The 23,637-nt window shown below is 42.5% G+C and carries 20 protein-coding genes; 4 read left to right on the forward strand and 16 right to left on the reverse strand.

All coding sequences use genetic code 11. From position 1 onward, the window contains the following. Position 1: 1 nt before the first annotated feature. From F9Y84_RS07245 to F9Y84_RS07290, 10 genes are all read right to left on the reverse strand, one after another. Positions 2-1,831 (reverse strand): sensor domain-containing diguanylate cyclase, encoded by a 1,830-nt coding sequence (locus F9Y84_RS07245; protein ID WP_147388947.1) that lies wholly within the window; start codon positions 1,829-1,831, stop codon positions 2-4. 17 nt (positions 1,832-1,848) lie between these two features. After that, complete coding sequence (locus F9Y84_RS07250; protein ID WP_147388946.1) at positions 1,849-2,625, reverse strand: TatD family hydrolase; 777 nt, start codon at positions 2,623-2,625, stop codon at positions 1,849-1,851. Next, positions 2,625-3,137: a hypothetical protein gene (locus tag F9Y84_RS07255; protein WP_128731415.1), complete on the reverse strand. Its 513-nt coding sequence runs from the start codon at positions 3,135-3,137 to the stop codon at positions 2,625-2,627. Before F9Y84_RS07255 ends, F9Y84_RS07250 begins: the two co-directional genes overlap by 1 nt. Further along, positions 3,134-3,877 (reverse strand): twin-arginine translocase subunit TatC, encoded by a 744-nt coding sequence (tatC, locus tag F9Y84_RS07260; RefSeq protein WP_125250712.1) that lies wholly within the window; start codon positions 3,875-3,877, stop codon positions 3,134-3,136. The genes F9Y84_RS07255 and tatC overlap by 4 nt, the downstream gene beginning before the upstream one ends. 111 nt (positions 3,878-3,988) lie before the next feature. Further along, positions 3,989-4,297, reverse strand: a complete 309-nt coding sequence (gene tatB / locus F9Y84_RS07265; RefSeq protein WP_125250711.1) for a Sec-independent protein translocase protein TatB — start codon at positions 4,295-4,297, stop codon at positions 3,989-3,991. Between the two features lie 5 nt (positions 4,298-4,302). Continuing rightward, positions 4,303-4,551 carry a Sec-independent protein translocase subunit TatA gene (tatA, locus tag F9Y84_RS07270; RefSeq protein WP_125250710.1) on the reverse strand — a complete coding sequence of 83 codons (249 nt, stop codon included), beginning with the start codon at positions 4,549-4,551 and terminating at the stop codon, positions 4,303-4,305. Between the two features lie 60 nt (positions 4,552-4,611). Beyond that, positions 4,612-6,216: a ubiquinone biosynthesis regulatory protein kinase UbiB gene (gene ubiB, locus F9Y84_RS07275; RefSeq protein ID WP_128731413.1), complete on the reverse strand. Its 1,605-nt coding sequence runs from the start codon at positions 6,214-6,216 to the stop codon at positions 4,612-4,614. A gap of 1 nt (position 6,217) precedes the next feature. Next, the gene (locus F9Y84_RS07280) at positions 6,218-6,832 is read right to left on the reverse strand and encodes a ubiquinone biosynthesis accessory factor UbiJ (RefSeq protein WP_147388945.1); all 615 of its coding nucleotides are present in this window, start codon (positions 6,830-6,832) and stop codon (positions 6,218-6,220) included. Positions 6,833-6,840: 8 nt separating this feature from the next. Continuing rightward, positions 6,841-7,596, reverse strand: coding sequence for a bifunctional demethylmenaquinone methyltransferase/2-methoxy-6-polyprenyl-1,4-benzoquinol methylase UbiE (gene ubiE, locus F9Y84_RS07285; protein WP_147388944.1), 756 nt, complete (start codon positions 7,594-7,596; stop codon positions 6,841-6,843). A gap of 273 nt (positions 7,597-7,869) precedes the next feature. Beyond that, on the reverse strand, positions 7,870-8,871 hold the full coding sequence (locus F9Y84_RS07290) for a GGDEF domain-containing protein (RefSeq protein ID WP_147388951.1): 1,002 nt from the start codon (positions 8,869-8,871) through the stop codon (positions 7,870-7,872). Between the two features lie 375 nt (positions 8,872-9,246). Between F9Y84_RS07290 and F9Y84_RS07295 the strand changes: the two genes are divergently transcribed. Continuing rightward, a complete protein-coding gene (locus F9Y84_RS07295) occupies positions 9,247-11,025 on the forward strand; it encodes a DUF885 domain-containing protein (RefSeq protein ID WP_147388943.1) in 1,779 nt (592 codons plus the stop codon). A gap of 65 nt (positions 11,026-11,090) precedes the next feature. On the opposite strand, the gene mtnK is transcribed toward F9Y84_RS07295, so the two are convergent. Continuing rightward, on the reverse strand, positions 11,091-12,293 hold the full coding sequence (gene mtnK / locus F9Y84_RS07300) for an S-methyl-5-thioribose kinase (RefSeq protein WP_147388942.1): 1,203 nt from the start codon (positions 12,291-12,293) through the stop codon (positions 11,091-11,093). Between the two features lie 119 nt (positions 12,294-12,412). Between mtnK and mtnA the strand changes: the two genes are divergently transcribed. The 3 genes from mtnA to F9Y84_RS07315 all read left to right on the forward strand — a co-directional run bounded on the left by mtnA (position 12,413) and on the right by F9Y84_RS07315 (position 18,872). After that, positions 12,413-13,435, forward strand: a complete 1,023-nt coding sequence (gene mtnA / locus F9Y84_RS07305; protein WP_147388941.1) for an S-methyl-5-thioribose-1-phosphate isomerase — start codon at positions 12,413-12,415, stop codon at positions 13,433-13,435. An 80-nt stretch (positions 13,436-13,515) separates the two neighbouring features. After that, positions 13,516-15,459, forward strand: coding sequence for an alpha/beta hydrolase family protein (locus F9Y84_RS07310; RefSeq protein ID WP_147388940.1), 1,944 nt, complete (start codon positions 13,516-13,518; stop codon positions 15,457-15,459). Between the two features lie 563 nt (positions 15,460-16,022). Beyond that, the gene (locus tag F9Y84_RS07315) at positions 16,023-18,872 is read left to right on the forward strand and encodes a M16 family metallopeptidase (RefSeq protein ID WP_147388939.1); all 2,850 of its coding nucleotides are present in this window, start codon (positions 16,023-16,025) and stop codon (positions 18,870-18,872) included. Between the two features lie 175 nt (positions 18,873-19,047). Here the strand turns inward: F9Y84_RS07315 and F9Y84_RS07320 are convergent, their stop codons facing one another. The 5 genes from F9Y84_RS07320 to F9Y84_RS07335 all read right to left on the reverse strand — a co-directional run bounded on the left by F9Y84_RS07320 (position 19,048) and on the right by F9Y84_RS07335 (position 23,577). Continuing rightward, on the reverse strand, positions 19,048-21,186 hold the full coding sequence (locus F9Y84_RS07320) for a winged helix-turn-helix domain-containing protein (RefSeq protein WP_147388938.1): 2,139 nt from the start codon (positions 21,184-21,186) through the stop codon (positions 19,048-19,050). After that, a complete protein-coding gene (locus tag F9Y84_RS22115; RefSeq protein ID WP_147388937.1) occupies positions 21,132-21,398 on the reverse strand; it encodes a hypothetical protein in 267 nt (88 codons plus the stop codon). Before F9Y84_RS22115 ends, F9Y84_RS07320 begins: the two co-directional genes overlap by 55 nt. Before the next feature lie 342 nt (positions 21,399-21,740). Then, a complete protein-coding gene (locus F9Y84_RS07325; RefSeq protein ID WP_147388936.1) occupies positions 21,741-22,283 on the reverse strand; it encodes a 1,2-dihydroxy-3-keto-5-methylthiopentene dioxygenase in 543 nt (180 codons plus the stop codon). Further along, positions 22,280-22,966: an acireductone synthase gene (mtnC, locus tag F9Y84_RS07330; RefSeq protein ID WP_147388935.1), complete on the reverse strand. Its 687-nt coding sequence runs from the start codon at positions 22,964-22,966 to the stop codon at positions 22,280-22,282. The genes F9Y84_RS07325 and mtnC overlap by 4 nt, the downstream gene beginning before the upstream one ends. After that, positions 22,963-23,577 (reverse strand): methylthioribulose 1-phosphate dehydratase, encoded by a 615-nt coding sequence (locus tag F9Y84_RS07335; RefSeq protein WP_147388934.1) that lies wholly within the window; start codon positions 23,575-23,577, stop codon positions 22,963-22,965. Before F9Y84_RS07335 ends, mtnC begins: the two co-directional genes overlap by 4 nt. Positions 23,578-23,637: the final 60 nt, after the last annotated feature.

Here is a 23,637-nt window from a genome sequence, read left to right on the forward strand (position 1 = left end):
GTTAATTCTCCTGATTGGTTTGAAAAGTAATAACACGATTTCGGCCTTGCTGTTTAGCTTGATATAAGGCTTTGTCCGCATTATCAGTATAAAGTTGTGGGTTATGTGGATCTGAAACAATAGCACTATAAACACCAGCACTTGTTGTCATCGTTAGCTGATGCTCACCAATTTCAATAACAAGCTCAGCGGTTGCCATTCTTACACGTTCTGCAACTTCGCAGGCACCCGCTTCTGATGTGTTGGGTAGGAGCAAAATAAACTCTTCTCCACCATAACGGAATACTTCATCATGTGGTCGGCGTAAATGTGATTTAATCAAGTTAGCGAATTCGCAAATGGCTTGATCACCTGCTAAATGACCATATTGGTCGTTAATTTTTTTAAAGTGGTCTATATCAAAAATGATCAGACTCAGTACTGTTTGTTCTCGTCTAGAACGGCGCGCTTCCATTTGAAGGCGCTTATCAAAATAGCCGCGATTTTTTACTTTAGTTAAGGGGTCTTCCATGTTCATGCGCTCAAGTTCGCGATTTTTATCTTCGAGTTCGCGCAACGTGACCTGAAGCTCAAAAGTGCGTGACTCAATACTGGACTCTAAATCATATTGTGCTTGTTCTTGTAGTTTTAGTTTTTCTTTTAGTAGTGCATCTTCAGCTTGCGTGTGTGCGAGGCGGCGTTGCTGGCTGGCGAGTTTTTCATCTCTTTGATGAATGTATAAGTGAACCACAAGGTAGCAAAGTAGTGTTGTTTCAAGGGTAAAAATACCGAAGTAGCCAACATGATGTAAGAAACTGCCTGACTGAATGCCAACTTCCACAGTGAGTGGGTAGCTAACCAAAATAAAGTGGCACAAGAGCACCGCAAGTAGCGCATTTCGACGTGGATGAGTAAGGCGCACAACACTATAAGTAAGTAGGATTGTGATTATTAAGCTGACACTCAACGCCAGCAGAATTGAAAATGAAACAGGTAACGTGACTACGCTAACCAACAACAACATTACCACAAGTTTCACCCAGCTATCTGAAAGCGTTGGATGAGATAACAGCTGTTTTCCCGAACAGAAATGCAGTTGAGGTAATAGTAATAGGCTTAGTGACAGAGTCATTATGCCTTGACCGTATTGCTGGAACCATTGCCAAGAAGAATAAAAATATCGATATCCAAACCCATAAAGGTGGGCATTAAGCAGCCATACTAGCGAAGTAAATACAGTGGCGTATAAGAAGTAACGCTTTCTGGTCACGTTATACAAAGTAACATTGGTTAATGCTAGTGCTAAGATGAAGCCTGCTAGAATACCAAAAATTAAATTAAATTTACTTTTGTGTTTGAGATACGCGTTGGGCTCCCAAATTGTGATTGGCGCATTTATCACCCCTTCATCACTGAGCTGTAGATATAATTGACTCTGTGTTTGCGGCTGTAATTCTAGTGGTACAATCAATGCCTCGTATTTTAAGGGGCGCTTTATTAAGGGCAGCGCATCGCCACTGTCTACAGTTAAAATAGGGTGGTTTGGCCTGACGTGATAAGCGGTTACAGCATCTAATAGATTATTATTAATGCTCACCAGTATTGGCTTCACAGCGCTGCTTGCATTATGCAGCTCTATCTTAAGCCAAAGGTACTTTTTATTAGGTCTAAGTCCTGTTGGCAGGCGGGCGCTTTGGTGCCACTCTACTGGCTCTGAGAGCAGCTCATTTAATGATGCGTATTTACTCAGCGTATAATCCAGTTTGACTCGATGTTCGGCATCAAACGATTCAGATATCGTCACCGCAGAGCACGCAATAAAACTTGATAACAATAAGAGTAAAGACAGCATCAGGCGTAGCAATGGTTTTACCTCACAAACAGTTGTTTAAAGTTTTGAGTCGTGGCCTGCATGATGGTTTGCGCTGAACACTGCTTAAGATGTGCGATTTGGTCAGCCACATAGGATAGAAACATCGGCTCATTACGCCGCGACTTGGGCTTTGGTGTAATGGTTCTCGGAAGTAAATAGGGAGCATCCGTTTCTATCAATAGCCGATCTAGAGGAATATATTGTAGTAACTGTTGCAGGTCTTGGCCTCTTCTTTCATCACAGATCCAGCCTGTAATACCAATCATTAGTCCATAATCTAGATAGTTTTTCAGCGCGGTTTTATCACCGGTAAAACAATGTAGTATACCTTCAACCTTAACTTCGTTGAGCAATGGCATCAACGCTGAGTGGGCCTCTCTTTCATGCAGATAAACGGGAAAGTTGGCCGCCTGTGCAAGGTGCAGTTGTGTTAAGCATACTGACTGCTGGATTGGTCTGGGTGAAAAGTCGCGATTAAAATCAAGACCACACTCACCAACGGCTACAACATGATTACTACTGGTTAATAACGCACTCAGATCATCGTAGAGGCTATCTGGTGCATGTCTGGCATCATGAGGGTGTACGCCCACCGAACAAAACAATTGGTGTTTTTCGGCAAGTTCTATACTTTCTTTACTACTTTGCAGGTCGCAACCAATAGCCAGCATAGAACTTACCCCAGCACTTTTAGCTCTGGCGATCACGGACGGTAGATCGGCCGAAAATTGTGAGCTGGTTAAATTAACTCCAGCATCAATCATGGTGCTCATTAATTAACTCGTTTGACGCGCGTAGTGCGATTAAGCCCCGCTTTTTTCATTAAGAAAGAACCAAAAGATGCGCGCTCAATGATTACTGTGTCACCAGCATCGACAAAGAAAGTTTCTGATTTTACTTGTTTCCACACTTGGCCATTGTCTAATGTGAATACCATTCTATTTCTCGCTTTTTCGGTAATTTCAGTGACTTTGGCTGTGATCTCTTCAATGTCCTCGCTGGCGGCTTTGACGCGGCGCTCTAAGCCAAAACCTTCCTCTACTGATTGTGGTGTAGGTGCTGTATTAGCCAGAGACTCAACTTGCTTTTGCACAGTAGGCTGCGCCGATGTTTTAGCAACTTGTGGCTTGCTAATGGGCTTATTCGCGATCACGTTGTCGTAACACATCAGGCGGTTGAAATCATTTTCAATTAAGGTACACGCTTTTAGTGCTTGAGTATTTATTGTTTCAGCGGCACACAATGAAGAAAATCCCATTGCAAACAGCATCATGGTTTTTTTCATTCTTCTGACTCCTGTTGTTGTGGTTTGGTGCTGTAAAATCTAGCTAAAATCAATCCGACCTCAAACAATAGTAACATGGGTAATGCTAACAAAGTTTGAGATAGAACATCTGGGGGGGTTAAAAACATGGCGATAACGAAGGCGCCCACGACCACATAGGGTCGCTTTGCTTTTAGGCTCGCGGTTGTTGTCATACCACTCCAGCAAATAAGCATAATGGCTACTGGAATTTCAAAGGCGATCCCAAAAGCAAAAAATAGCTTAAGAATAAACCCCAAATAGCTGCTAATATCCGGTGATAGCGTCATCATCTCAGGGCCTACGCTAGTAAAAAAGCCTAGAATGATAGGCATAACGACGAAGTAGCAAAATGCGATACCACCATAAAAAAGTAGCACGCTAGATAGCAAAATAGGGATCAGCATACGCTTTTCGTGCTGGTACAAGCCCGGTGCAATAAACCCCCATATTTGGTGCAAAATAAATGGCACTGCAGCAAATAAAGAAACAAATAATGTTAGCTTGAATGGCGCAAAGAAAGGTGCAGTTACATCGGTGGCAATCATGGTGGTGTTGCTTGGTAAACTCTCCACCAGTGGAGCTGCAACAAAGGCATAAATGTCATTGGCAAAGTACACCAATGCGACAAAAATAATAAAAACGCTCATTAGCGCTTTCATTAAGCGGTTTCGTAGCTCAACTAAATGGGCGATAAATCCACTTTGGGCTGATTCTGTCATGTAGCTTGACTCGTAAGAAGTAAAATGCAAATTAGACTAGCTGATGGACGAAACTTGGGCCGCGGTAGCCCAAGCTTTGCAATGACTCAACTACTCAATAGTAAGATTGAATTAGTTTTTATTGTTGTTGTCAGTTGGTTTAAAAGAGTGCTTAACTGATTCAGCAGCATCTCGTAACTCTTGAACGGACTGTTTGAGCTCGGGGGCTAAGTCTTGCATTCCCATTTGTTCCGCTTTTTTTAAATTATTATGTAGCTCGTGCACTCTAAGCTCTTCGCTCACCTCAGCTTTTACTGAGTTGGTGAAAGATTTCACAGTTTTGATCCACCTAGCTACAGTGCGGATTGCGACAGGAAGACGTTCAGGGCCAAGTACTATTAGACCAACGATAAGTACAACCACTAACTCCCACATACCCATTTCAATTACACCTTATTCTTTTCTTTCTCTGAGGCAGGCTGTGCTTGTTGAGTTGTTGTGTTATTTAGTTTTTCGGGTTCAGCCTCTGGTTTAGACTCTGTCGCTGAATCTTCATCAGAGACGGCCTTTTTAAACCCCTTTATTGCGCCGCCTAAATCACTGCCGATACCACGCAGCTTTTTAGTTCCAAATAACAAAACAATGATGGCTAAAATAATAAGTAATTGCCAAATACTAATCCCACCGAATCCCATACTAACTCCATTGATACTTACAGCTTAAGAATAATGATTATACGCCTAGCGAGCAAAAAATCACCCTGTTTTACGCCAAGCGGTAACAAATACTAACAAGGCGATTATTGCCACAATAGCACTTGCTAAATACTTATCGGATATATAACTCAGTCCTGATACCACTGTTAGGCTACTTGCCACTAAACCTAATAATAGCGGTTTAGTTGCAGTATCAGCTGTTTTTGTGACAACTTGAGGTGGCCTGCGCTTGAGACTTTGATAAATTAAGTCAGGTAGTTCTGGCATTTTTTCTGCCCAAAACGGCAGATTGGCGTAGAGTTTCTTCGCTACTGCTAATGGACCAACCTGTTCCTGAACCCAGTTTTCTAAGAAGGGTTTAGCAGTCTTCCATAAGTCAAGCTGGGGGTAAAGTTGACGTCCAAGGCCTTCGACGTAAAGCAACGTTTTTTGTAGTAATACTAGCTGTGGTTGTACTTCCATATTAAAGCGTCTAGCAGTATTAAATAAGTTCACCAGTACATGACCAAAGGAGATCTCCGCAAGTGGCTTATTAAAGATAGGCTCGCAAACAGTGCGAATGGCAAATTCAAACTCTTCCACACAGGTGTCTGCGGGTACCCAGCCTGAATCTACATGGAGCTGTGCAACTTGGCGGTAATCACGGTTAAAAAAAGCGATAAAGTTTTCGGCTAGATAACGCTTATCTTCACGATTTAACGTACCAACAATCCCGCAATCAATGCCAATATATTTTGGATTGTGTGGGTTTTCGCGAGAGACAAATATGTTCCCAGGGTGCATGTCTGCGTGAAAAAAACTGTCTCGGAATACTTGAGTGAAAAAGACCTCGACACCACGCTCTGCGAGCAGCTTCATGTTTGTACCTTGGGCAAGAAGCGCTTCGGTATCTGAAACCGCAATGCCATAGATACGTTCCATTACGAGGATATTTTTTCTTGAGTAATCGCTGTAAACTTCTGGAATGTATAAAGAATCAGAATCTTCGAAGTTACGTCTAAGCTGAATGGCGTTGGCGCCCTCACGCATTAAGTCTAACTCGTCCAGTAAGGTTTTTTTATATTCTCGTACCACCTCTACTGGGCGAAGTCGCTTTCCTTCACTAAGTAAATTGACGACCACTTTGGCAAAGCGCTCCATCAGGGATAAATCAGCGTGAATCTGTTTCTCAATGTCGGGACGAATAACCTTAATCACGACATCTTTGACGTCATCTTGGTGATGTAACTTGGCTGCATGCACTTGTGCAATTGATGCAGAAGCGAGAGGTTGTGCTTCGAACTCTACAAAGTGCTCGTGTATATCGCTGATCTCCAAAGCGTCTTCAATTAGCTGTTGTGCAAGCTTCGGATCAAAAGGCTGTACTTGGTCTTGAAGGAATGCCAGCTCTTGGGCTATTTCAGGCGGCAATAAGTCGCGGCGAGTTGACAGCATTTGACCAAACTTGATCCACACCGGCCCAAGTGTCTGTAAGGCAAGGCGAAGGCGTGTCCCAATAGGTTTGTCTTTGTGCTTGTTACGCATCCAGAATAAGCTAGCTCGCGCAGCTTTGCCGTACCAAGGCTGTTTGTGTGCAGGAATTAATTCGTCTAGGCCATAATCTAAAAACGTTTTTGTGATCTGATGCAAGCGAAGGAGAGACAAGCTAATTTCCTTTGGAGTTTTGAAGTAAAGTATTGATACGTTGTGCGACGCTCTCTAACTGGCTATTCACGGAACGCACTTGCTGCTTAAACTGTTCAAATTCGAGTGGATGAGGAGATACCTTGAGTTCATCCTGAAGCAGCTCACTGAGCGTCACTTTAGCAACTTGTGCATCTTGTTGAGCTCGCTTGCGGATAGTGTTTATACTATCCACAATGACTTGTGCGGGGGCATCACCAAGATACTGAGCAAGGTGCTCCGCCCAATCAATATCCAGAGCCGCAAGAGCGTTACTATACAATTGTGCTAAAGCGAGATCGCCATCTAGATCGAGTTTATCTTGACGTATTAGTGCGGTTAGCTTACTTGGATCTGTGAGTTCAAGCAGCGTAGCGCAGTCTGCGCTAATGGTGCAATCAGCGTTGCCATCAAAAGGGGATAATACATGAATGTGCTCACCGGTATTGGTGATAGCTAAATGCAGATGCAAATCGCGAACCTCAACACTCAGTATTTTGTGACGTCCTTTACTTAATGCACCTTGCAACTCAGATGAGAGTGTTAGGGCTTTATTTAGCGCCGCTTCAATTACGGCGCCAAGTAGCGATGCAAGCACGGAGACTCCTAAAATTTAAAACCACGATGAAGTGCGACAATACCGCCGGTCATGTTTTGATAATCAGTTTGTTCAAACCCAGCGTCATCCATCATAGCCTTTAACGTGTCTTGATCTGGGTGCATACGGATAGACTCTGCAAGGTAGCGATATGATTCGCTGTCATTTGCTACTAACTTACCCATCGCAGGCAGTAGAGTGAATGAGTACATATCATAGAGTTTTGCCAGCGCTTCGTTATCGGTTTTGGAAAACTCTAATACCAGTAAGCGGCCACCTGGTTTGAGTATGCGATACATAGAGTGTAGCGCTTTATCTTTATCAGTGACATTACGTAAGCCAAATGCGATGGTGATGACATCAAAGGTGTTGTCGTCAAAAGGAAGCATTTCGGCATTCATTTGCACGTATTCTATGTTACTGACCAACCCGAGATCGCGCAGCTTTTCACGGCCAACTTTCAGCATCGAGTCATTGATGTCACCTAAGATGACTTGCCCCTTGTCACCAACTAACTCACTAAACTTGGCAGTTAAGTCGCCTGTTCCGCCAGCTAAGTCTAAGACTTTGTGCCCAGCCCGAACACCTGAACAAGCGATGGTTTGACGTTTCCACAAGCGATGAATACCAAAAGACATCAGGTCGTTCATGATGTCATATTTTGCTGCGACAGAATGAAACACGTCTGCAACCATAGAAGCTTTTTTGTCTGCTTCTACTGTTTTATATCCAAAGTGGGTGGTGTTGTCTTGTGATTCTTTCATGCGGATTCCATCAATACACGGTAACTGTGTCATTAGTGTACTTGATAGGTAGCTGTAGGTGCAATTTCTTATCTACCTTGTCAGGCTGATAATGTTCACAAAAACAAAGATAAATGTACTTTGACCTGGGCTTTGGATAATTAATGTTTTGCTAGCAACCTGGATTAGCGCTCCCTGTGTTGAGTTTGCTAGGTTTGTAGCTTCAATACGGAAGTATTTTAAAATCACGGAAAAACCGAGAGTTTGGCATTGCTATCCACGCTTTGTGTCGTATTAGTGGCTTATATAACAGTGCTGACCTAGAGATTGAGCTTTTTGCGCGGCAAAACTGGCACGTTTAGCCAAGATATTGAAGTCATGTTCAGGTGCAAGTTGTGCAATTCCCAGTGCCAAAGAGAGGTTAGGCAGTGGCATTTTGCCTTTGGTGCTGACAAACTTTAGGCGCTCCACGCCTTTGCGTACTTTTTCCGCGATTACACTGGCTGTGTCTAAGTCAACATCAGCGAGAATGATAGTAAATTCTTTTTTACCAGTGCGCCCCGGTAGGCCGCTTTCTACCACATAACGCTTAATATTATTCGCAACCCGATTAAGCACAACTTCGCTGACTACATCGCCAAAACGAGTAGAAAACGCATCAAGATTATCAACTTGTATTGATAACGCGCACACAGACTTTTGCTGTGATTGCCACAGCGCCACTTTTTGATGAAGATAATGGCGTTTATATAGCCCTGTTTGTGGGTCTAATAGGTGATGCTTGCGCAAGTCTAAAAGTAATTGTTGGTTTCGTTCGTAATCTTGGCGCGCTTTTATTAACGCTTGTTTAAAGAGCTTGTGTTGTTTTAGCAATAGCTCGGTTTGCTTAGTAAGTGTAGAAAGTGCACGCTTACTTTTTTGAATGTTGTGTTCATCTAAATTATGAATACATTGGCTCACCTGCTGTGCAAAGCGAATAATATGCTTCTGTGAGCTCTCGGTATTTTCATGGAGCTCAGTAACTAATGAATCTACGCCTTCAAGTAATTCAGACTGCACTTTTTGGCCAGGGTCTAAAAATTGATAGTAAAGTTGCTCGATTAGTACACAGTCAATCTTAGTATTGCTTTTGATGGTTTTAGCTAGGGTTTCATTAAGAGGCTTATTGGTAGCACTGATATAAGTATATGCAACCTGATAATTCAGAGGAGTAGGCGGCAAATGATGCTGCTCTAAAAATAGGCACACCTGTGTCATTTTTTCTTGGGCAACAGCCATGGGATCATGGAACATCATTTCATTTATCACAACAATTTATTATCAAACGTTAATGAACAACCACCAACTCCATCGGCATCACTCTTGTCCTAATTGCACTAGAGCTACATTAATCTGTATCGTTCGAATTGAAAAGCAAAAAGTTTGTCTACGAAATAGAAAATTTACATTTTTTTGTTGATTTGCTGATTTTATCAGCAATTTTTATTAGGTTGAGTGATTTGTATCCGATCTTAGTTCTTCGTGGTTTTGTCGAATTAAGTTGCATCTGTGGCCTGACTCTCCTAATTTGAACGCTCATAAGTTCGTTCTACCATAACAAATACTCAAAACAGCAGTTTTTAGCAGCGAAAGTGCAAGTATTGAGACATAACAAGTATCGAGGAAGTTAGCGTGTTATCACCAAAAATAAAACTGTGGGCTAAGCGTTCAAGCATTGCCATATGTCTGTCTGTTACTTTGTCTGGTTGTGCCATTACAGGTATTGATAAGAATGCTGATTTTACTCAGTTAGCAGGCGATGTGATGAAGTTTAGAAGTGATAACAACGCCTATGGACGTGGTGACGTCAACGCAGAGTTTTTGCTGCCAAACTTAAGCGCGCAACAGCTTAGTACACAGTATCAACAACGACTCGATTTTCTCGCTCAATTAGATGATATTGATAAAACGCAACTCAGTGAAGAAAACCAGATAAACATCACCATATTGCGTAATCAAATACAAAATAGTGTCGATGAATATCATTTTAACAGTCACTATATGCCACTAACTTCTGAATATGGTTTCCATTCTGGGCTGTCTTTTATGATTTCAAATCATAATTTTAAGAAACGTTCCGGTTATGAGCTATATCTTGCTCGTTTGCAGCAAGTTCCTCGCTATTTTCAGCAAAATATCCATTGGATGAAACAGGGCATGGCAATTGGTCTGACACAACCAAAGGCGGTGCTAGAAGGCTATGAAAGCTCTATTGAAGCATATATCGTAGATGAAGTGACTAAATCTGAATTCTATGCGCCTTTTAAGCACAATCAAGCAGGGTTGTCTGACTCTGAATTTAGTGCGTTACAGCAACGCGCAAAGCATATCATCAAAACAGATGTGATAAGTGCTTATCAAGACTACCTTGACTTTTTTATCAGCGAATATCGGCCTGCTGCTAGAACAACAATAGGTATTTCAGCCACTCCAAATGGTGAAGCCTTTTATGCCAATCGAGCCAAATACTACACAACCACAGATATGTCACCGCAGCAAATACATGAGTTGGGGTTAAAAGAAGTTGCCCGGATCCGTGCTGAAATGGAAAAAATCATCAAAAGGGTGGGCTTTAAAGGTAGCTTTGCTGATTTTGTTCAATTTTTAAGAACAGATCCGCAATTTTATGCAAAAACGCCTGAAGCGTTATTAAAAGAAGCGGCGTATATTGCAAAAAAGATGGATGCGCAGTTACCTAAGCTCTTTCATACATTGCCACGTAAGCCATATGGCGTAGCGCCAGTTCCTGCGAGTATTGCACCAAAATACACAACAGGGCGTTACTCAGGTGCGCGCAGCGATACTGATGCGGGTTATTACTGGGTAAATACCTATGCTTTGGATAAGCGTCCTTTGTATGTGCTAGAGGCACTGACACTGCATGAAGCTGTGCCGGGGCATCACCTTCAGATCGCATTAAATGCAGAGTTAGACTATCTTCCCGAATATCGCCGCAACGAATATATTTCTGCATTTGGTGAAGGGTGGGGACTATATGCTGAATTTTTGGGAATTGAAGCCGGTTTTTATCAAGACCCATACAGTGACTTTGGCCGTTTAACTTACGAAATGTGGCGCGCCGCACGCTTGGTAGTTGATACTGGTATGCACATGTTTGGCTGGAGTCGTGAAAAAGCGATGAACTTTATGAAAGACAACACGGCACTATCATTACATAATGTTAAAACAGAGACAGACCGTTATATCTCTTGGCCAGGGCAGGCATTGTCATACAAAATAGGTGAGCTAACCATTAAACGTTTACGCCGAAAGGCGGAAAAAGCACTGGGTGATCAATTCGATATTCGAGAATATCACCATCAAATCTTACGTCATGGATCCGTTCCGTTATTTGTTTTAGAAGAGCAAATAGGTAAATATATCGAAACGACTATGGGTCAAGCGCAGTAAATGTTTAGCAGCCCAAAGTAGACGCTTTGGGCTGCCATTTGCGTTAGACCCTGCTTGATTTTTGATTAATTCACAAAGCTAATGATTAATTGATAAACATCTTCAGTGGTGTGACACTTATTGGCGTTTAATATCAGTTGTTCGCCTAGCTGTAGCGCTCGCTTTTGTACTTCAAGGCGCGCAGTATCGTCTTCAATGTCATCTATATCTGTGACATGCGCAAGGCCGATAGTGCGGCGGATCAACTCACAGCCACAATACCCAACCGCATCTTGCAGTACTTTTGTTAGAAAATACTCAGCATATCCTTCAGCTTGCAATGATAAATCACGAGTTTGCGTTTTTGCCAGCTTTAGCCAAGTTGCATAAAAGCCAGATAATGTACTGGCAATACAATCTAGTAAGTATACCTGCATATTGCGACGCTTTGGCAGTGCTTCAATCCGTGCATGTTGAGCGCAATAATTCAGTAATAGGTTGCCAATAAATGAGCCTAAATCAAATCCGATTGGGCCGAAAAAGCCAAATTCTGGATCGATAAGCTTAGTTTGCTCAGCACTTACAAAGATACTTCCGGTATGAACATCTCCATGAAGCAAGGTTTCTGGGGCGTTTAAGAATTGTGCTTTGAGTTTGGCAATTTCTATCAGTAGTGCTTTGTTATGACGCAGCGCGTTGACTGAGGCTTGTAAAGCGCTGGGAAAATGGTTCCGCTCGGTATCACGGTATGGGTCATCAAAAAATAAATCTTCAGTAATGGCACATAACTCTGGGTTGGTAAACTCAGTGACTAAGGCTTTTTTCTCGCTAGGTTCAAGGTAAAAACTAGAAAAGTAGAAGCTGGTTTTCGCCAAGTATGTTGCGATGTCTTGGCTAAGCTGTGGGAAAGTATGCGCTTGATTTAGCTCGCCACGTAAAATGTGTAACTGACCTAAGTCTTCTAATATGGTTACGGCCAACTCTGAATTGTGGTGTAAGACTTTGGCAGTGGTAGTTGGGCAAATCTCACCGTGGCGGCGTAGCACGCTAGCTTCTATCCTTGCTCTGTCCAATGTTAATGGCCAGCTTTCTCCTACACAGCGAGCATATGGTAAGGCTTGTTTAACGATGATGCTATTGCGCTGAGTATCTTGGACGCGAAATACCAAATTTAAATTACCATCACCAAACTCATAGCAAGATAAGGTTTCACCTTCTGCAAAAAAGTGTCCCAAGTGAGTGACATAATCAATCACTTTTTCAGCATCAAACGCAACATAACCTGACATGTTTTTGAACCTTGAGAATATTTGTTTATAGCATTCTATATTTTTAAATGTTTAGATGTCTATACTTCTTTAGATCTTGATGTAAAATGTTCGGGGTAGTGTTAACAGAGCGCAATGTTATGAAAACTTTAATTGCACGCAGCCTTAAATTTGAAGCCGGGGTTGTAAAAGTACTAGATCAATATTTACTGCCACACCAGCAGGTATGGCATGAGTGTCGAGATGTCGCGACCATGAGCGATTTGATCCTGACACTTAAGGTTCGTGGTGCGCCGCTCATAGGCTTAGCGGCAAGTCTATTAGTTGCATATCTTAGTGAGCAAGGTGAAGATAAAGTTACCATCGCCCATGCCATTAATACACTAGAGGCAACGCGCCCAACAGCAGTAAATTTAATGCACGCAATGGCTAAATTACGTAGCGTACTGGATAAACCTGACTGGCAAACACAATTGGTGACAACAGCAGAGCAGTTGTTTGAAGAAGATGCGGCACTGTGCGATCGGATGGCAACGATAGGCGCTACTTTGGTGAATGCTGGTGATAATATTTTAACGCATTGCAATACCGGGGCATTAGCTACCGCAGGTGTTGGAACAGCGCTGGGTGTGATACACCATGCGGCAAAACAACATCGCAATATTCACGTCTGGGTTGATGAAACAAGGCCTTTACTTCAAGGCGGTAGGCTAACGGCATTTGAGTTACAAGCATGGCAAATTCCATATACACTCATTTGTGACAATATGGCGGCGAGTTTAATGGCTGCGGGTAAAGTAGATAAGATTTTCGTTGGTGCGGATCGCATCGCAGCTAATGGTGATGTTGCTAATAAAGTAGGTACATACAATCTCGCGGTATTAGCACATTTTCATCAGATCCCTTTTTATGTTGTGGCACCAGTTACCACGGTAGACAGCCGATGCTTAAGTGGCGAACAGATCCCAATTGAACAACGAGAAAGAGCAGAGGTGACGGGAGTAAGTGGCAGTTTTGGTCACTGCCAATGGGCGCCGGATAATGCTGAGATATACAACCCGGCATTTGATGTTACTCCGGCAAGCTTAATTACCGGTTGGGTGTTAGATACCGGGCTGTATTCTGCTAGTGATGTTGAAAGTGGGATCTTTTCACTAGGTTAACGCTTGTAAGTGTTTGTTACTCAAGTCACTCTATTGCTACACTGTACCCGTTTAATTTTGAATGGAGGTAGTGAATTAGGATGAAAAAGTTTCTGATATTGGCTGTTGGTTTACTCGCGACACAGGCGCTCGCAAAATCAGTAGTCCCACTTGAACACTTTAGTAAAGGCAGTGAATTTTCTGATGTACAAATATCGCCCAATGGCGAATATCTGAGCTTCATTACAAAGCGGGAGGGGAAAAACACGCTTGGCTTTTTGCAGCTAGATAAATTTAAGCTGCTCCATGCTGTTCGGTTTGACGACAACGCGCAAATAGGTCGATATGAGTGGGTTAATGACAATAGAGTGGTGCTTGAAAAACAGTACATCCGTGGCTGGAAAGATCACCCAGAATATCATGGTGAATTATTTGGCGTGAATGCAGACGGCAGCCGTGGTAAATACTTGGTTGGGTATCAAGGAGAAGGCCAAACAGGGTCGCGACTGCGTAAAGCAACTCCCCTTTACGGGACATCTTATATTCTTGACCCATTGGTTAATGACGAAGATAAGATGTTGATTGTGACTTATCCCTGGAGCGGTTCCAAAGAGCCGGTAACACGAGTGTATGAAGTGAATGTTCATACCGGTGTTAGACGCAAAGTTACGGCCTCACCAAGAAAAATGGGGAGTTTCTTAACAGATCATCATGGCGAAGTTCGCGCTGTCGTAACACAAGATGATGATGGGTACTCATCAGTGTACACTCGCACAGCAAAACAGTCAGATTGGGTTGAGCTAAAACTTGCTGATGAGTTAGACGATTTTTGGATGCATGGGTTTGATAAAACGGGTAAATCTGTTTATCTATCAGCATCTAAAAATGGTGAGCCGAAAGCGTTTTATCAGTTAAACTTAGAAAGTAAAGCGCTAACACATATTTTCCAAGATAAAGAAGTTGACCCAACTAAGGTGTGGGTTGACCCGCTTGATAAATCTCCTTTTGCGATAGAACTAGATCCAGGCTATCCGACGTACGCATTTATTGATGATAATGCTAACTGGAGTCAGCGTTTGAAATCATTGGTGGCATCGATCCCAGGTAATCAAATTCGTATTGTTAGTAGTACCAGAGATGGCGAGCAAGTCGTGGTATTTGCAAGTAGCGATACCAATCCTGGAGATTATTATTTATATAATAGCAAAGAGAATAAGATGCGTTATCTGGCATCTGCTAGGCAATGGATAGCACCTGCAAAAATGTCCAACATGGAAGCCATCGCATTTACCAGCCGTGACGGACTGACCATTAATGGTTATCTGACTACACCACTTGGAAAAGAGAAAAAGAACTTGCCTCTGATAGTTATGCCGCATGGTGGCCCTCATGGCCCAAGGGACTTCTGGCAATTTGATCCTGAAGTGCAAATGTTGGCAAGTCGTGGTATCGCAGTGTTACAAGTGAATTTTAGAGGCTCGGGTGGTTATGGTGAAGCATTTGAGAGACTAGGTTATCAGAAGTGGGGTAAAGAAATTCAATACGACATCATTGATGGAACCAAAGATCTAATCGCAAAGGGCATCGTAGATGACAAACGGATCTGTATTATGGGGGCAAGTTTTGGCGGTTATTCTGCATTGCAAAGCGCAATATTAGAACCTGACTTATTCCAATGCGCAGTCGGTGTTGTTGGTGTATACGATTTACCACTGATGTTTGAAGAAGGTGACGTAGCTCAGCGCAGCTCAGGGGTCGCATATTTAGAGCGTGTACTCGGGACTGACGAAAAACAGCTAAAGGCGTTTTCGCCAAGTTACAACGCAGATAAGCTAAAAGTTCCCGTGCTTATTGTTCATGGTGGTGAAGACCAACGGGCACCTATCGAGCAGGCTGAGTCTATCATTGATGCTTTAAAAGAAGCGAAAGTACCGCATCAATATTACTTGCTGGAAGATGAGGGTCATGGGTTTTACAAACCAGAACATCGCTTGAAGTACTACCAAAAAGTGCTGGCATTTTTAGAGCAACCGCTGAAGCTGTAGACAACAAAGAATCTAATAAAAGCCTGACTTTGATACTGTATTGAAGTCAGGCTTTTTTTTATGGCCTTATATATATTCGGCTCAGGTTTATGCCAATTTGCCTTAATGCTTGTTCGATTAGACAAAACAAATTTTTGTCTTGCCTACTGGAGGTAAATACCTCGCTGTGAGCAGGACGCGGAAGCGGTGTTATCGACAAGGTTTGCTCGCTTCAACATAGACCACTTAATAAAGATAATTGGTATAAACCAAGCTATTGTAACTGCCCACACTTCACGCATTACTAATAGACACTGATTGCTAAAGACTACTTAGCCACTTGCGCTAACATTACACCCAGATACTGCTTGTAAAAAGCCTCGAAATAACGAAAGCCCGTGTGGAATATTTCTATAATAATTTTAAACTATTGATTATATTGCTAATAAAATAAAAATGAATTCATGATAACTTCATAAGCGACTCACCGAGCAGAGATAGTTAATCTTGTCGTCAACAGCAGGGGACAGCCTGCGAGCTCCTCTAAACAGATAAAATAATAAAGTTGATGTAAGGATTTTCTTATGCTTTTAAACAAAGTAGCAATGGCAGTAATTATGGCTGCAACATTAAATGGCTGTAGTCAGTTTCAATCGTCTGAAAGCGAAAAATATGCAGGTGCAGAATTTGTTGAGCAAAAGCATATTGAACGCGGTGATATTGGTATCGCATATGAAAAGTTTGAATTAGAAAATGGCCTAACCGTTATTCTACATGAAGACCACTCTGATCCATTAGTGCATGTAGATGTGACTTATCATGTTGGCTCTGCACGAGAAGAGCTGGGTAAGTCAGGGTTTGCTCATTTATTTGAACACATGATGTTTCAAGGCTCAAAACATGTGGCAGATGAAGAACATATTAAAATGGTGACTGAAGCGGGTGGAAAGCTAAATGCCACAACGAATTTAGATAGAACTAACTACTTCCAAACCGTCCCTGTAAATCAGTTGGAGAAGATGCTGTGGTTAGAGTCAGACCGTATGGGGTTTTTTGCTCAAGGTATTACTCAAGAAAAGTTTGAAGTTCAGCGTGCTGCGGTAAAAAATGAACGCATGATGCGTTATGACAATGTGCCTTATGGGCAGGGTACCGAAAAGTCGCATCAAGCTCTGTATGGCTATGGACATCCTTATTCTTGGATGCCAATTGGATATATGTCGGATCTAAATAGAGCTGATGCCAACGATTTAAAAGCCTTCTTTAAACGTTGGTATGGCCCAAATAACGCGACACTAACGATTGGTGGAGCAATTAGTCGCGATGACGTGTTGCCATTGGTACAAAAATACTTTGGTTCAATACCACGAGGCGAGGCCGTGACCAGCGCTGCAAAACAGCTAGGTACATTGAGTGAAACTCGTTTTGTGTCGTACGAAGATAATGTGTCACTGCCAATGATCAGAAAAACCTATCCGACGGCCTATATGGGGCACCAAGATGAAGCCGCATTAGATGCGCTAGGTTATTTTATTGGCCAAGGTGAGAGTTCGATGCTGCGTCAGAAATTAGTTGATACTCAGCAAGCTGTCCATGCAAGCTCTACGCATAAGTGTTTTGAATTATCTTGTCAGATGATTATTATCGCACTGCCACACCCTGTAAGTGGTAAAACGTTGACAGCGCTAAACCAAGATATTGAAACCTTAGTGAGTGACTACATTGAAAATGACCTGACTCAAAATGACATTGAGCTATTTATTACCAAACGAGAAGCAGAAATTGTTAGAGCGCTGCAAAGTGTGCAAGGTAAAGTGTCAATGCTTGCCGAATTTGAGACTTTCCATAACAGTCCGGACTACTTGAGTCAGCAGCTAGCGGGTATCAGAGCGCTGAAAGTAGATGATATTAAGCGAGTATATGCTCAATATGTTGCTAACAAACCGCATACTGTGCTCAGCATTGTACCTAAAGGTAAGCCGGAGACAGTGGCGCAACCGGACAACTATACACCAACATTTTTCGAACCAGCAGGCACTGAAACGGCAAAAGCTGAGGTAGAGTTACCTATTATCGTAGATACTTTTGACCGCAGTATAAAGCCTACCTCTGGTGCTGCAAAAACGATTACGTTACCCAAGCTTTGGAAAACAAAAACGATGAATGGTATTGAAGTGTTAGGTGCAGAAGATGCTGAAACGCCTACTACAACCTTACTATTGCAAATTCCAGCAGGTCGCTTATATGACCCAGAGCAATTACCAGGTGTTGCATTATTAACGGTGGAAATGCTAACAGAAGCCACAACTCAACATACAAAATCAGAACTCGCTCAGCAGTTAGCTAAACTCGGTGCGGAAATATCATTTGATGCTAAGCCTGAGCATATTGAAATTGAGGTGTCGACTTTAACGAAGAATCTAACGCAAACATTAGCGGTGTTGGCTGAGAAGTTATTGCAGCCTAAATTTGCTGAATCAGATTTTGATCGAGTGAAAGGCCTTGTCATGGAGTACAGTAAAACAGAGCGAGATAGTGCTGACTTTCTAGCGGATAGTGCATTAAATGAAGTGATGTATGCAAAAGGAAACTACAGTAAACCTTGGTTACCTACTGTTGACGAGCTTGCAAAGCTAGAGCTTACCGATATTAAATCCTATTACGCCAAGCAAGTTCGCCCGCAAGGTAGTAAATTGTCGGTAGTATCTGATATGGCGCAGCCTAAACTCATTGCGGCATTGGAAGGTGCACTATCTAAGTGGCTGGGTAAAGGTGAGCTTACTATGGTTGAGGCAACACCTGCGCAGTTAGACAGCAATACGATTTACCTTGTACACAAAGAAAATGCACCTCAGGCGCAGATCAGGGTGGCAACGCATACTGTGGCTGCAGACTTATCAGGTGAGCATTTTAAAAGTCAAATTATGAACTTTGCATTCTCAAATAGTTTTAACAGCCGTATTACGCAAAACTTGCGAGAAGATAAAGGCTTCACCTATGGTATCCGTGGCACTTTCTCAGGAAATCGAGACACAGGACATTATGTGATTTCTTCAGGAATTAATGCTGAAAATGTGGCAGATGCACTAAACGAAATTCAACATGAATTAAAATTGGTTAGTACATCGGGGCTGACAGACAAAGAAGTGGAGTTTACAAAAAATGCCATTGCCCAGCGAGATGCACTGAAATATGAAACACCAGCTGCGAAATTAAGTTTCTTTGCGATGATGCACGCACATAATGTTGATTCAAGTATTGTAGAAACACAGGCTAACATTATCGAAAAGGTGACTAAAAAAGAACTAAACCAATTAGCTGCTAAGCACCTTGCACCAACAAATATGACTTACATTGTAGTGGGTGACGCGCCTTCATTGACAACGCAACTAGAGGCTAAGGGCTTTAAAGTTAAAACATTAACCGTTCAATAAGTTAACCAAATTGATCCCAACCGTGGCGGGCACTCTGTGCTCGCCATTTTTTTAACTCGACTTTTGACAAATAAGCGCATATCCAAGTTGTATTTTCGCTAGTTACTAGGAGGATGGCAAACACGTGGTAACTGAGTAGCAATACGATGCCATCTATTATTTGTGCTGGCATGCCCTAGCGTTGATATAACTTAATTTCATTATGGTATCGAGAGATGTAAGAAATCAGCAGTTTGTTACCATGTGCATCTAAATAGTAGATGCTAGAGTCGGCATTGACTACGGACTTTATATCCAGAACGGTTTCAAGGGTGTTATCGTCATTAAGCTTAAATACAGACTGTCGATTATAAAGGTATATATCACCGTTAGCTGCCGTTATCATGGGTCTGACCTTTTCACCTTTCAAGTTATGGTGCAGGGCTTCACCCGATATTAATGGGGTGACTTCGGTGGTTACAACGTTCAATAGTGCGATGTCTCGATTGCTTGATAGCGTGACAAGCTGGGTATCGTCATACCAGTCAATACCGACAATATTGCGAGCAGGAAGAGTTGTGCTCTTTTGATCTCTGATAGAAATCACTTCAATTATCTTATCATCCGTTATTTCATGGGCGCGCAGCTGTGCCACTCGATTATTGTGTAGGCGGGTGTCACCATTTTTTTCGTTATCTGGCATCGTATATAGTATATCGAGCGAGCCTAAAGCTCTTACTTGGGCGACTTTATTCACTGTCTGCTTAACCAATATTTGCTGCTCGGCAGGATCGGAGTCAATGATTGAATATCCAGCACTCAGTTGTGTGATAGGACTATATCTATGATGTTGGTCGATTCGAATTACAGTATATGACTCGGTGTCCTTAAAGACCGAATCTGTGTAGGCAAACTCTCCTTCTCCAAGGTAGGCCATAATCACTTCGTAGATCTTGGGTTTAGCAAAAGTTGTTGACTCGCCCGTTTTTAAATCAATGACATAACTGTCATGATCATAGCCATAAGTGGTCATGAGTAGTTGGCTCTTTGACATAGGCAAAACATAAGATGTTGGTTCTACTGCTACCCTAACAGGTGGTAGCTCAGTTAAAGTTTGCATTGAATAACGCTTAATTTCGCTGCTGTCATGGTCAAACCACAACACTGTTTTTTGCTTAGGATCCCAATTTGCAGCCCATAACAAATGTGGATATTCAGCTAATTTCAAGGTTTTATGGCCATTGAGTGTGGTGACTAATAGCTCAACCTTATCACCAATGTTACGTGTAAAAATCAACTGTTGTGTGTCGGGGATGATTGCAAGCAGGCGATCACCAAAACCATGATTGCTGGGTGTCGTGATCCGAGTTTCTTTTTGTGTATTAAGGTCATAACGATAAATGGCTCCGAGGCTAGGTATCCCTAAATAACCTCGTCGGCTATACACTATTTGTGCTTGGCCGAAATCAAATATTGCGTTGATAGCGCCGCCAGAGCATGGGAATAAAGCTTGATCGCGGTTAACGGTGTTTGGAGATAGGCGATGTTTGCGATATTCGCATACCGGTTGCTCTGAGTCGCGCTCGGCTTGGTGTAGATAATAAATCCAATTACTGTCAGCGGACCACCCTAAAATGGAACTGTTTGTCGGTATGCTTAGCGCCTTCTCATGTTGGGTGGTGAGATCCATCAGTCTTATCTCTCCTAGTGTATTCGCTTCATTGGTCGCGGATTTAAAGCTATAAGCGAGGTAGCGCTGATCTGGAGAGTTGTATAATTTGCCATGATGGCCTCGATACCACGAGAGTATTTGATTGTTAAATGTTGCAGCTTGTGGTGGCTGATGGTTACGCTCAGTAGTTTGATGGGGCATCACCACATACAGGGTGATGGCAATAGCTGCCAAGACAAAACAGGTAAACGCAATAAGATAATATTTATAAGGCTTTGATGCTTTGCTTTTTTTGCAAACAGCGGTCTCTGCTTCGGGGGGCAACTCCGCTGCATCTGCTAGCGGTACAGTAAAGCTATAGCCTTTTCGGTAGTGCGTTTTAATCACTGGTTTTGGTTGCAGATCAGAAGCCAGCTGCTTTCTTAGCTCGAATATGACACGGTTAATTGTATTATCATCAACAAAGCTAAGATGCCATACGTTTTGCGCAAGCTCTTGGCGAGTAATGATCCGGTTTTGATTTTGAATAAAATACATCAGTGCTTTGAAAAGTAATGGTTCTAGCTCTTTACTTTCTTGGGCATTACTGATGGTTTGCGTGGCTGTATTCAGTTGCCAGCATCCAATATCAATATAGTTCGGGTGTGTTGTTTCGAGATCCATGAAAATACCAAATTAGTGACCAGTAATATCAATTTGTTTGGGGTCTGTTGACCTTTGCTGTTTGATTTTTGTTCCTCTGATTGTGTCTTGTTCACTGCGCTCGACTTGCCGCCAAGTAATCTAAGTAAAAGTTGGGCAACAATGAACAACGCGCACTCAGGTAAATCCAAAACGCTGAGCTCTATTAGCACTTCTGCTGCGTTGCTCAACATAGGAGTAGGGTAAGGTGACTTTGTAGTAGTACATAGTCTTTATCGCCTGATTTACATAGACACACTATGCTACGTAGGCACTGCCTTGTATAAATACCACTCAAACTATTGCAACAACAAACTTGAAAGGTACACAGATCCTAATGCCGATATTATCAAAGATTTTAAAATAATATTCAGCAGTTATTACTTATATCTTTGGGAATTAACCACTGCAAGAGTTGGTTACGGTTAAAAAAGCAGTGATATTGTTGAGGTAAGTACTTTAGTGGTTGGGGTTTAATGTAAGGAAGCAACCTAGACTAAGCAGTTGCTTCCTTGCTCCGAGTTTTCAGTTTGGGATCAATCAAGTAGTGGAAATTGCTTTGCAATCTCAGAGCCGGTACTGCTTGCTACCCATCCCTCTTGATTATTAAAAAGGCGAATTGCCGTAAACTCTGGATCACTGCCCATATCGAACCAGTGTGGTGTGTTTTCTGGCACTGAGATAAGGTCGCCCTGCTGGCACCGTACTTGGTATACCTTGTTGTTTAAGTGCAGGCAAAATAACCCTTGTCCTTTAACAAAAAAGCGCACTTCGTCTTCACTATGAGTATGCTCAAAAAGAAACTTTTGTCGTAACTCTGGGGCGCTTGGGTTGCCCTTTGCAAGTGAAATGACGTCAACAGTTTGATAGCCACCCTGCGCCTTTAGCCTTTCAACATCGTGTTGATAGGCATCAATAATCTCGGTTTGCGACATGTCCGAGTGGATGTCTTTTGTGGCCTGCCACTGTTCAAAGCGCACGCCTTGCTCTGCAAGTAAAGATGCGATTGTGTTTGCATCCTGCACTTGCTGTAGCGCTTGATTTGGGTTGTTTGCGGAGAAAATGGTGAGTTGACTCATGAAAATGCCCCTTCATCAAAATGATCAAAATTTGATATGACTGGATGCTCTGCTGATGTTGATTGAGCATCTCTAAATAGCTGTAACGTCTTCATACCTGCTGCCTTTGCAGCATCCAGTTCTGCGACAATATCGCTTAAAAAGAGAATATGCTCTGCCTCGTACGGCAAGGTGGCAATAATGTTCAGGTATGCTGAAACTTCCTGCTTAGCGCCCACTTTAGTATCAAAATAATCGCTGAAAAGTGCACGGATGTCACCGTAGTCAGAGTGTGCAAACAGGAGCTGTTGGGCTTTTACTGAGCCTGAGGAGTATACATATAAGCTTCGGCCATTAGCTTTTTGTTGGGTCAAAAACTGGTAGGCGTCTTCATACAGGTGTCCAGTAAAGTCACCATTTTTATAACCAAACTGCCAGACAAGGCCTTGTAGTTGTTTTAATGGCGTGATTTTCTTATCAGCAGCAATCCATTCAAGCAGAGTTGTGATCACGGTATCAATATCGGCGTTAGTATTATCCAACTCCGTTCTTACGGCACTAATTTGCTCGGCAACGTCGACGTCGTGTTGATGGTCGCGAATAAATTGTGGTAAATGCGCCGTGGCATACGGGAATAGTATCTCTTTGACAAAAGAGATGCGGGTAATGGTTCCTTCGATATCCGTTAGTATTGCTTTGATCATTGGCGCCCCTCCAATTTTATGCGTTCTAGTTCGCAGGCAAACAAAAATTCTAGGCCTTCAATATGGCGACGGGTTTCTTGCACTGATTGTCCAACTGCATACAATCCATGCCCTCGTATTAATACACCATGTCTTATCGGTGTAGTCTGATGACGTTGAGCCACGTATTGTGCCAGTCGCTCGATGTCCTGGTCGTTGTCAAAAATAGCAATAGATAAGGTTTCTTCATGTGATTGAATACCGGACAGTGACTTTTGCATTTCATAACCGCAGATCTGTAGTTGCTCGCCTTTTATGTAGCGTGATAATACTGTCGCAGCGACTGAGTGAGTATGCAGAATACACTGTGCGTGGTCGCATAGTGCATATAACTTAAGGTGCAAAGCCGTCTCGGCGGAAGGTTTACCACTGCCCGCAACTATGGCACCCTCAGAGTTTAATTCTAAAAATTGTTCAGGGGTTAATTTGCCTTTATCAAAGCCGCTGGCCGTGACAACAAAGCCAGAGTCTGTTTTGATAGAAAAATTACCACCAGTCGCGGGAACCCAGCCTTGCTGAGCAACCCAAGCTCCTGCTTCGATAAGCGCGAGTTTTGCGGCTTGTGTGTGCATATCTTACACCTATAAATTAAATGCGTTTGGACGGCTATGCATCTATTTTGAGCAATGATA

This window comes from Pseudoalteromonas peptidolytica (assembly GCF_012641745.1).
In the GTDB taxonomy this organism is placed as follows: domain Bacteria; phylum Pseudomonadota; class Gammaproteobacteria; order Enterobacterales; family Alteromonadaceae; genus Pseudoalteromonas; species Pseudoalteromonas peptidolytica.

What these genes read in the sequence shown, in the direction of transcription:
- F9Y84_RS07290 (WP_147388951.1), bottom strand. Translation starts at nt 8,871, where the DNA reads ATGATGTTCCATGATCCCATGGCTGTTGCCCAAGAAAAAATGACACAG.
- F9Y84_RS07250 (WP_147388946.1), bottom strand. Translation starts at nt 2,625, where the DNA reads ATGAGCACCATGATTGATGCTGGAGTTAATTTAACCAGCTCACAATTT.
- F9Y84_RS07245 (WP_147388947.1), bottom strand. Translation starts at nt 1,831, where the DNA reads ATGCTGTCTTTACTCTTATTGTTATCAAGTTTTATTGCGTGCTCTGCG.
- mtnA (WP_147388941.1), top strand. Translation starts at nt 12,413, where the DNA reads ATGAAAACTTTAATTGCACGCAGCCTTAAATTTGAAGCCGGGGTTGTA.
- mtnC (WP_147388935.1), bottom strand. Translation starts at nt 22,966, where the DNA reads ATGATCAAAGCAATACTAACGGATATCGAAGGAACCATTACCCGCATC.
- F9Y84_RS07325 (WP_147388936.1), bottom strand. Translation starts at nt 22,283, where the DNA reads ATGAGTCAACTCACCATTTTCTCCGCAAACAACCCAAATCAAGCGCTA.
- tatC (WP_125250712.1), bottom strand. Translation starts at nt 3,877, where the DNA reads ATGACAGAATCAGCCCAAAGTGGATTTATCGCCCATTTAGTTGAGCTA.
- F9Y84_RS07320 (WP_147388938.1), bottom strand. Translation starts at nt 21,186, where the DNA reads ATGGATCTCGAAACAACACACCCGAACTATATTGATATTGGATGCTGG.
- F9Y84_RS07255 (WP_128731415.1), bottom strand. Translation starts at nt 3,137, where the DNA reads ATGAAAAAAACCATGATGCTGTTTGCAATGGGATTTTCTTCATTGTGT.
- tatA (WP_125250710.1), bottom strand. Translation starts at nt 4,551, where the DNA reads ATGGGATTCGGTGGGATTAGTATTTGGCAATTACTTATTATTTTAGCC.
- F9Y84_RS07335 (WP_147388934.1), bottom strand. Translation starts at nt 23,577, where the DNA reads ATGCACACACAAGCCGCAAAACTCGCGCTTATCGAAGCAGGAGCTTGG.
- F9Y84_RS07315 (WP_147388939.1), top strand. Translation starts at nt 16,023, where the DNA reads ATGCTTTTAAACAAAGTAGCAATGGCAGTAATTATGGCTGCAACATTA.
- tatB (WP_125250711.1), bottom strand. Translation starts at nt 4,297, where the DNA reads ATGGGTATGTGGGAGTTAGTGGTTGTACTTATCGTTGGTCTAATAGTA.
- F9Y84_RS07310 (WP_147388940.1), top strand. Translation starts at nt 13,516, where the DNA reads ATGAAAAAGTTTCTGATATTGGCTGTTGGTTTACTCGCGACACAGGCG.
- mtnK (WP_147388942.1), bottom strand. Translation starts at nt 12,293, where the DNA reads ATGTCAGGTTATGTTGCGTTTGATGCTGAAAAAGTGATTGATTATGTC.
- F9Y84_RS22115 (WP_147388937.1), bottom strand. Translation starts at nt 21,398, where the DNA reads ATGTTGAGCAACGCAGCAGAAGTGCTAATAGAGCTCAGCGTTTTGGAT.
- ubiE (WP_147388944.1), bottom strand. Translation starts at nt 7,596, where the DNA reads ATGAAAGAATCACAAGACAACACCACCCACTTTGGATATAAAACAGTA.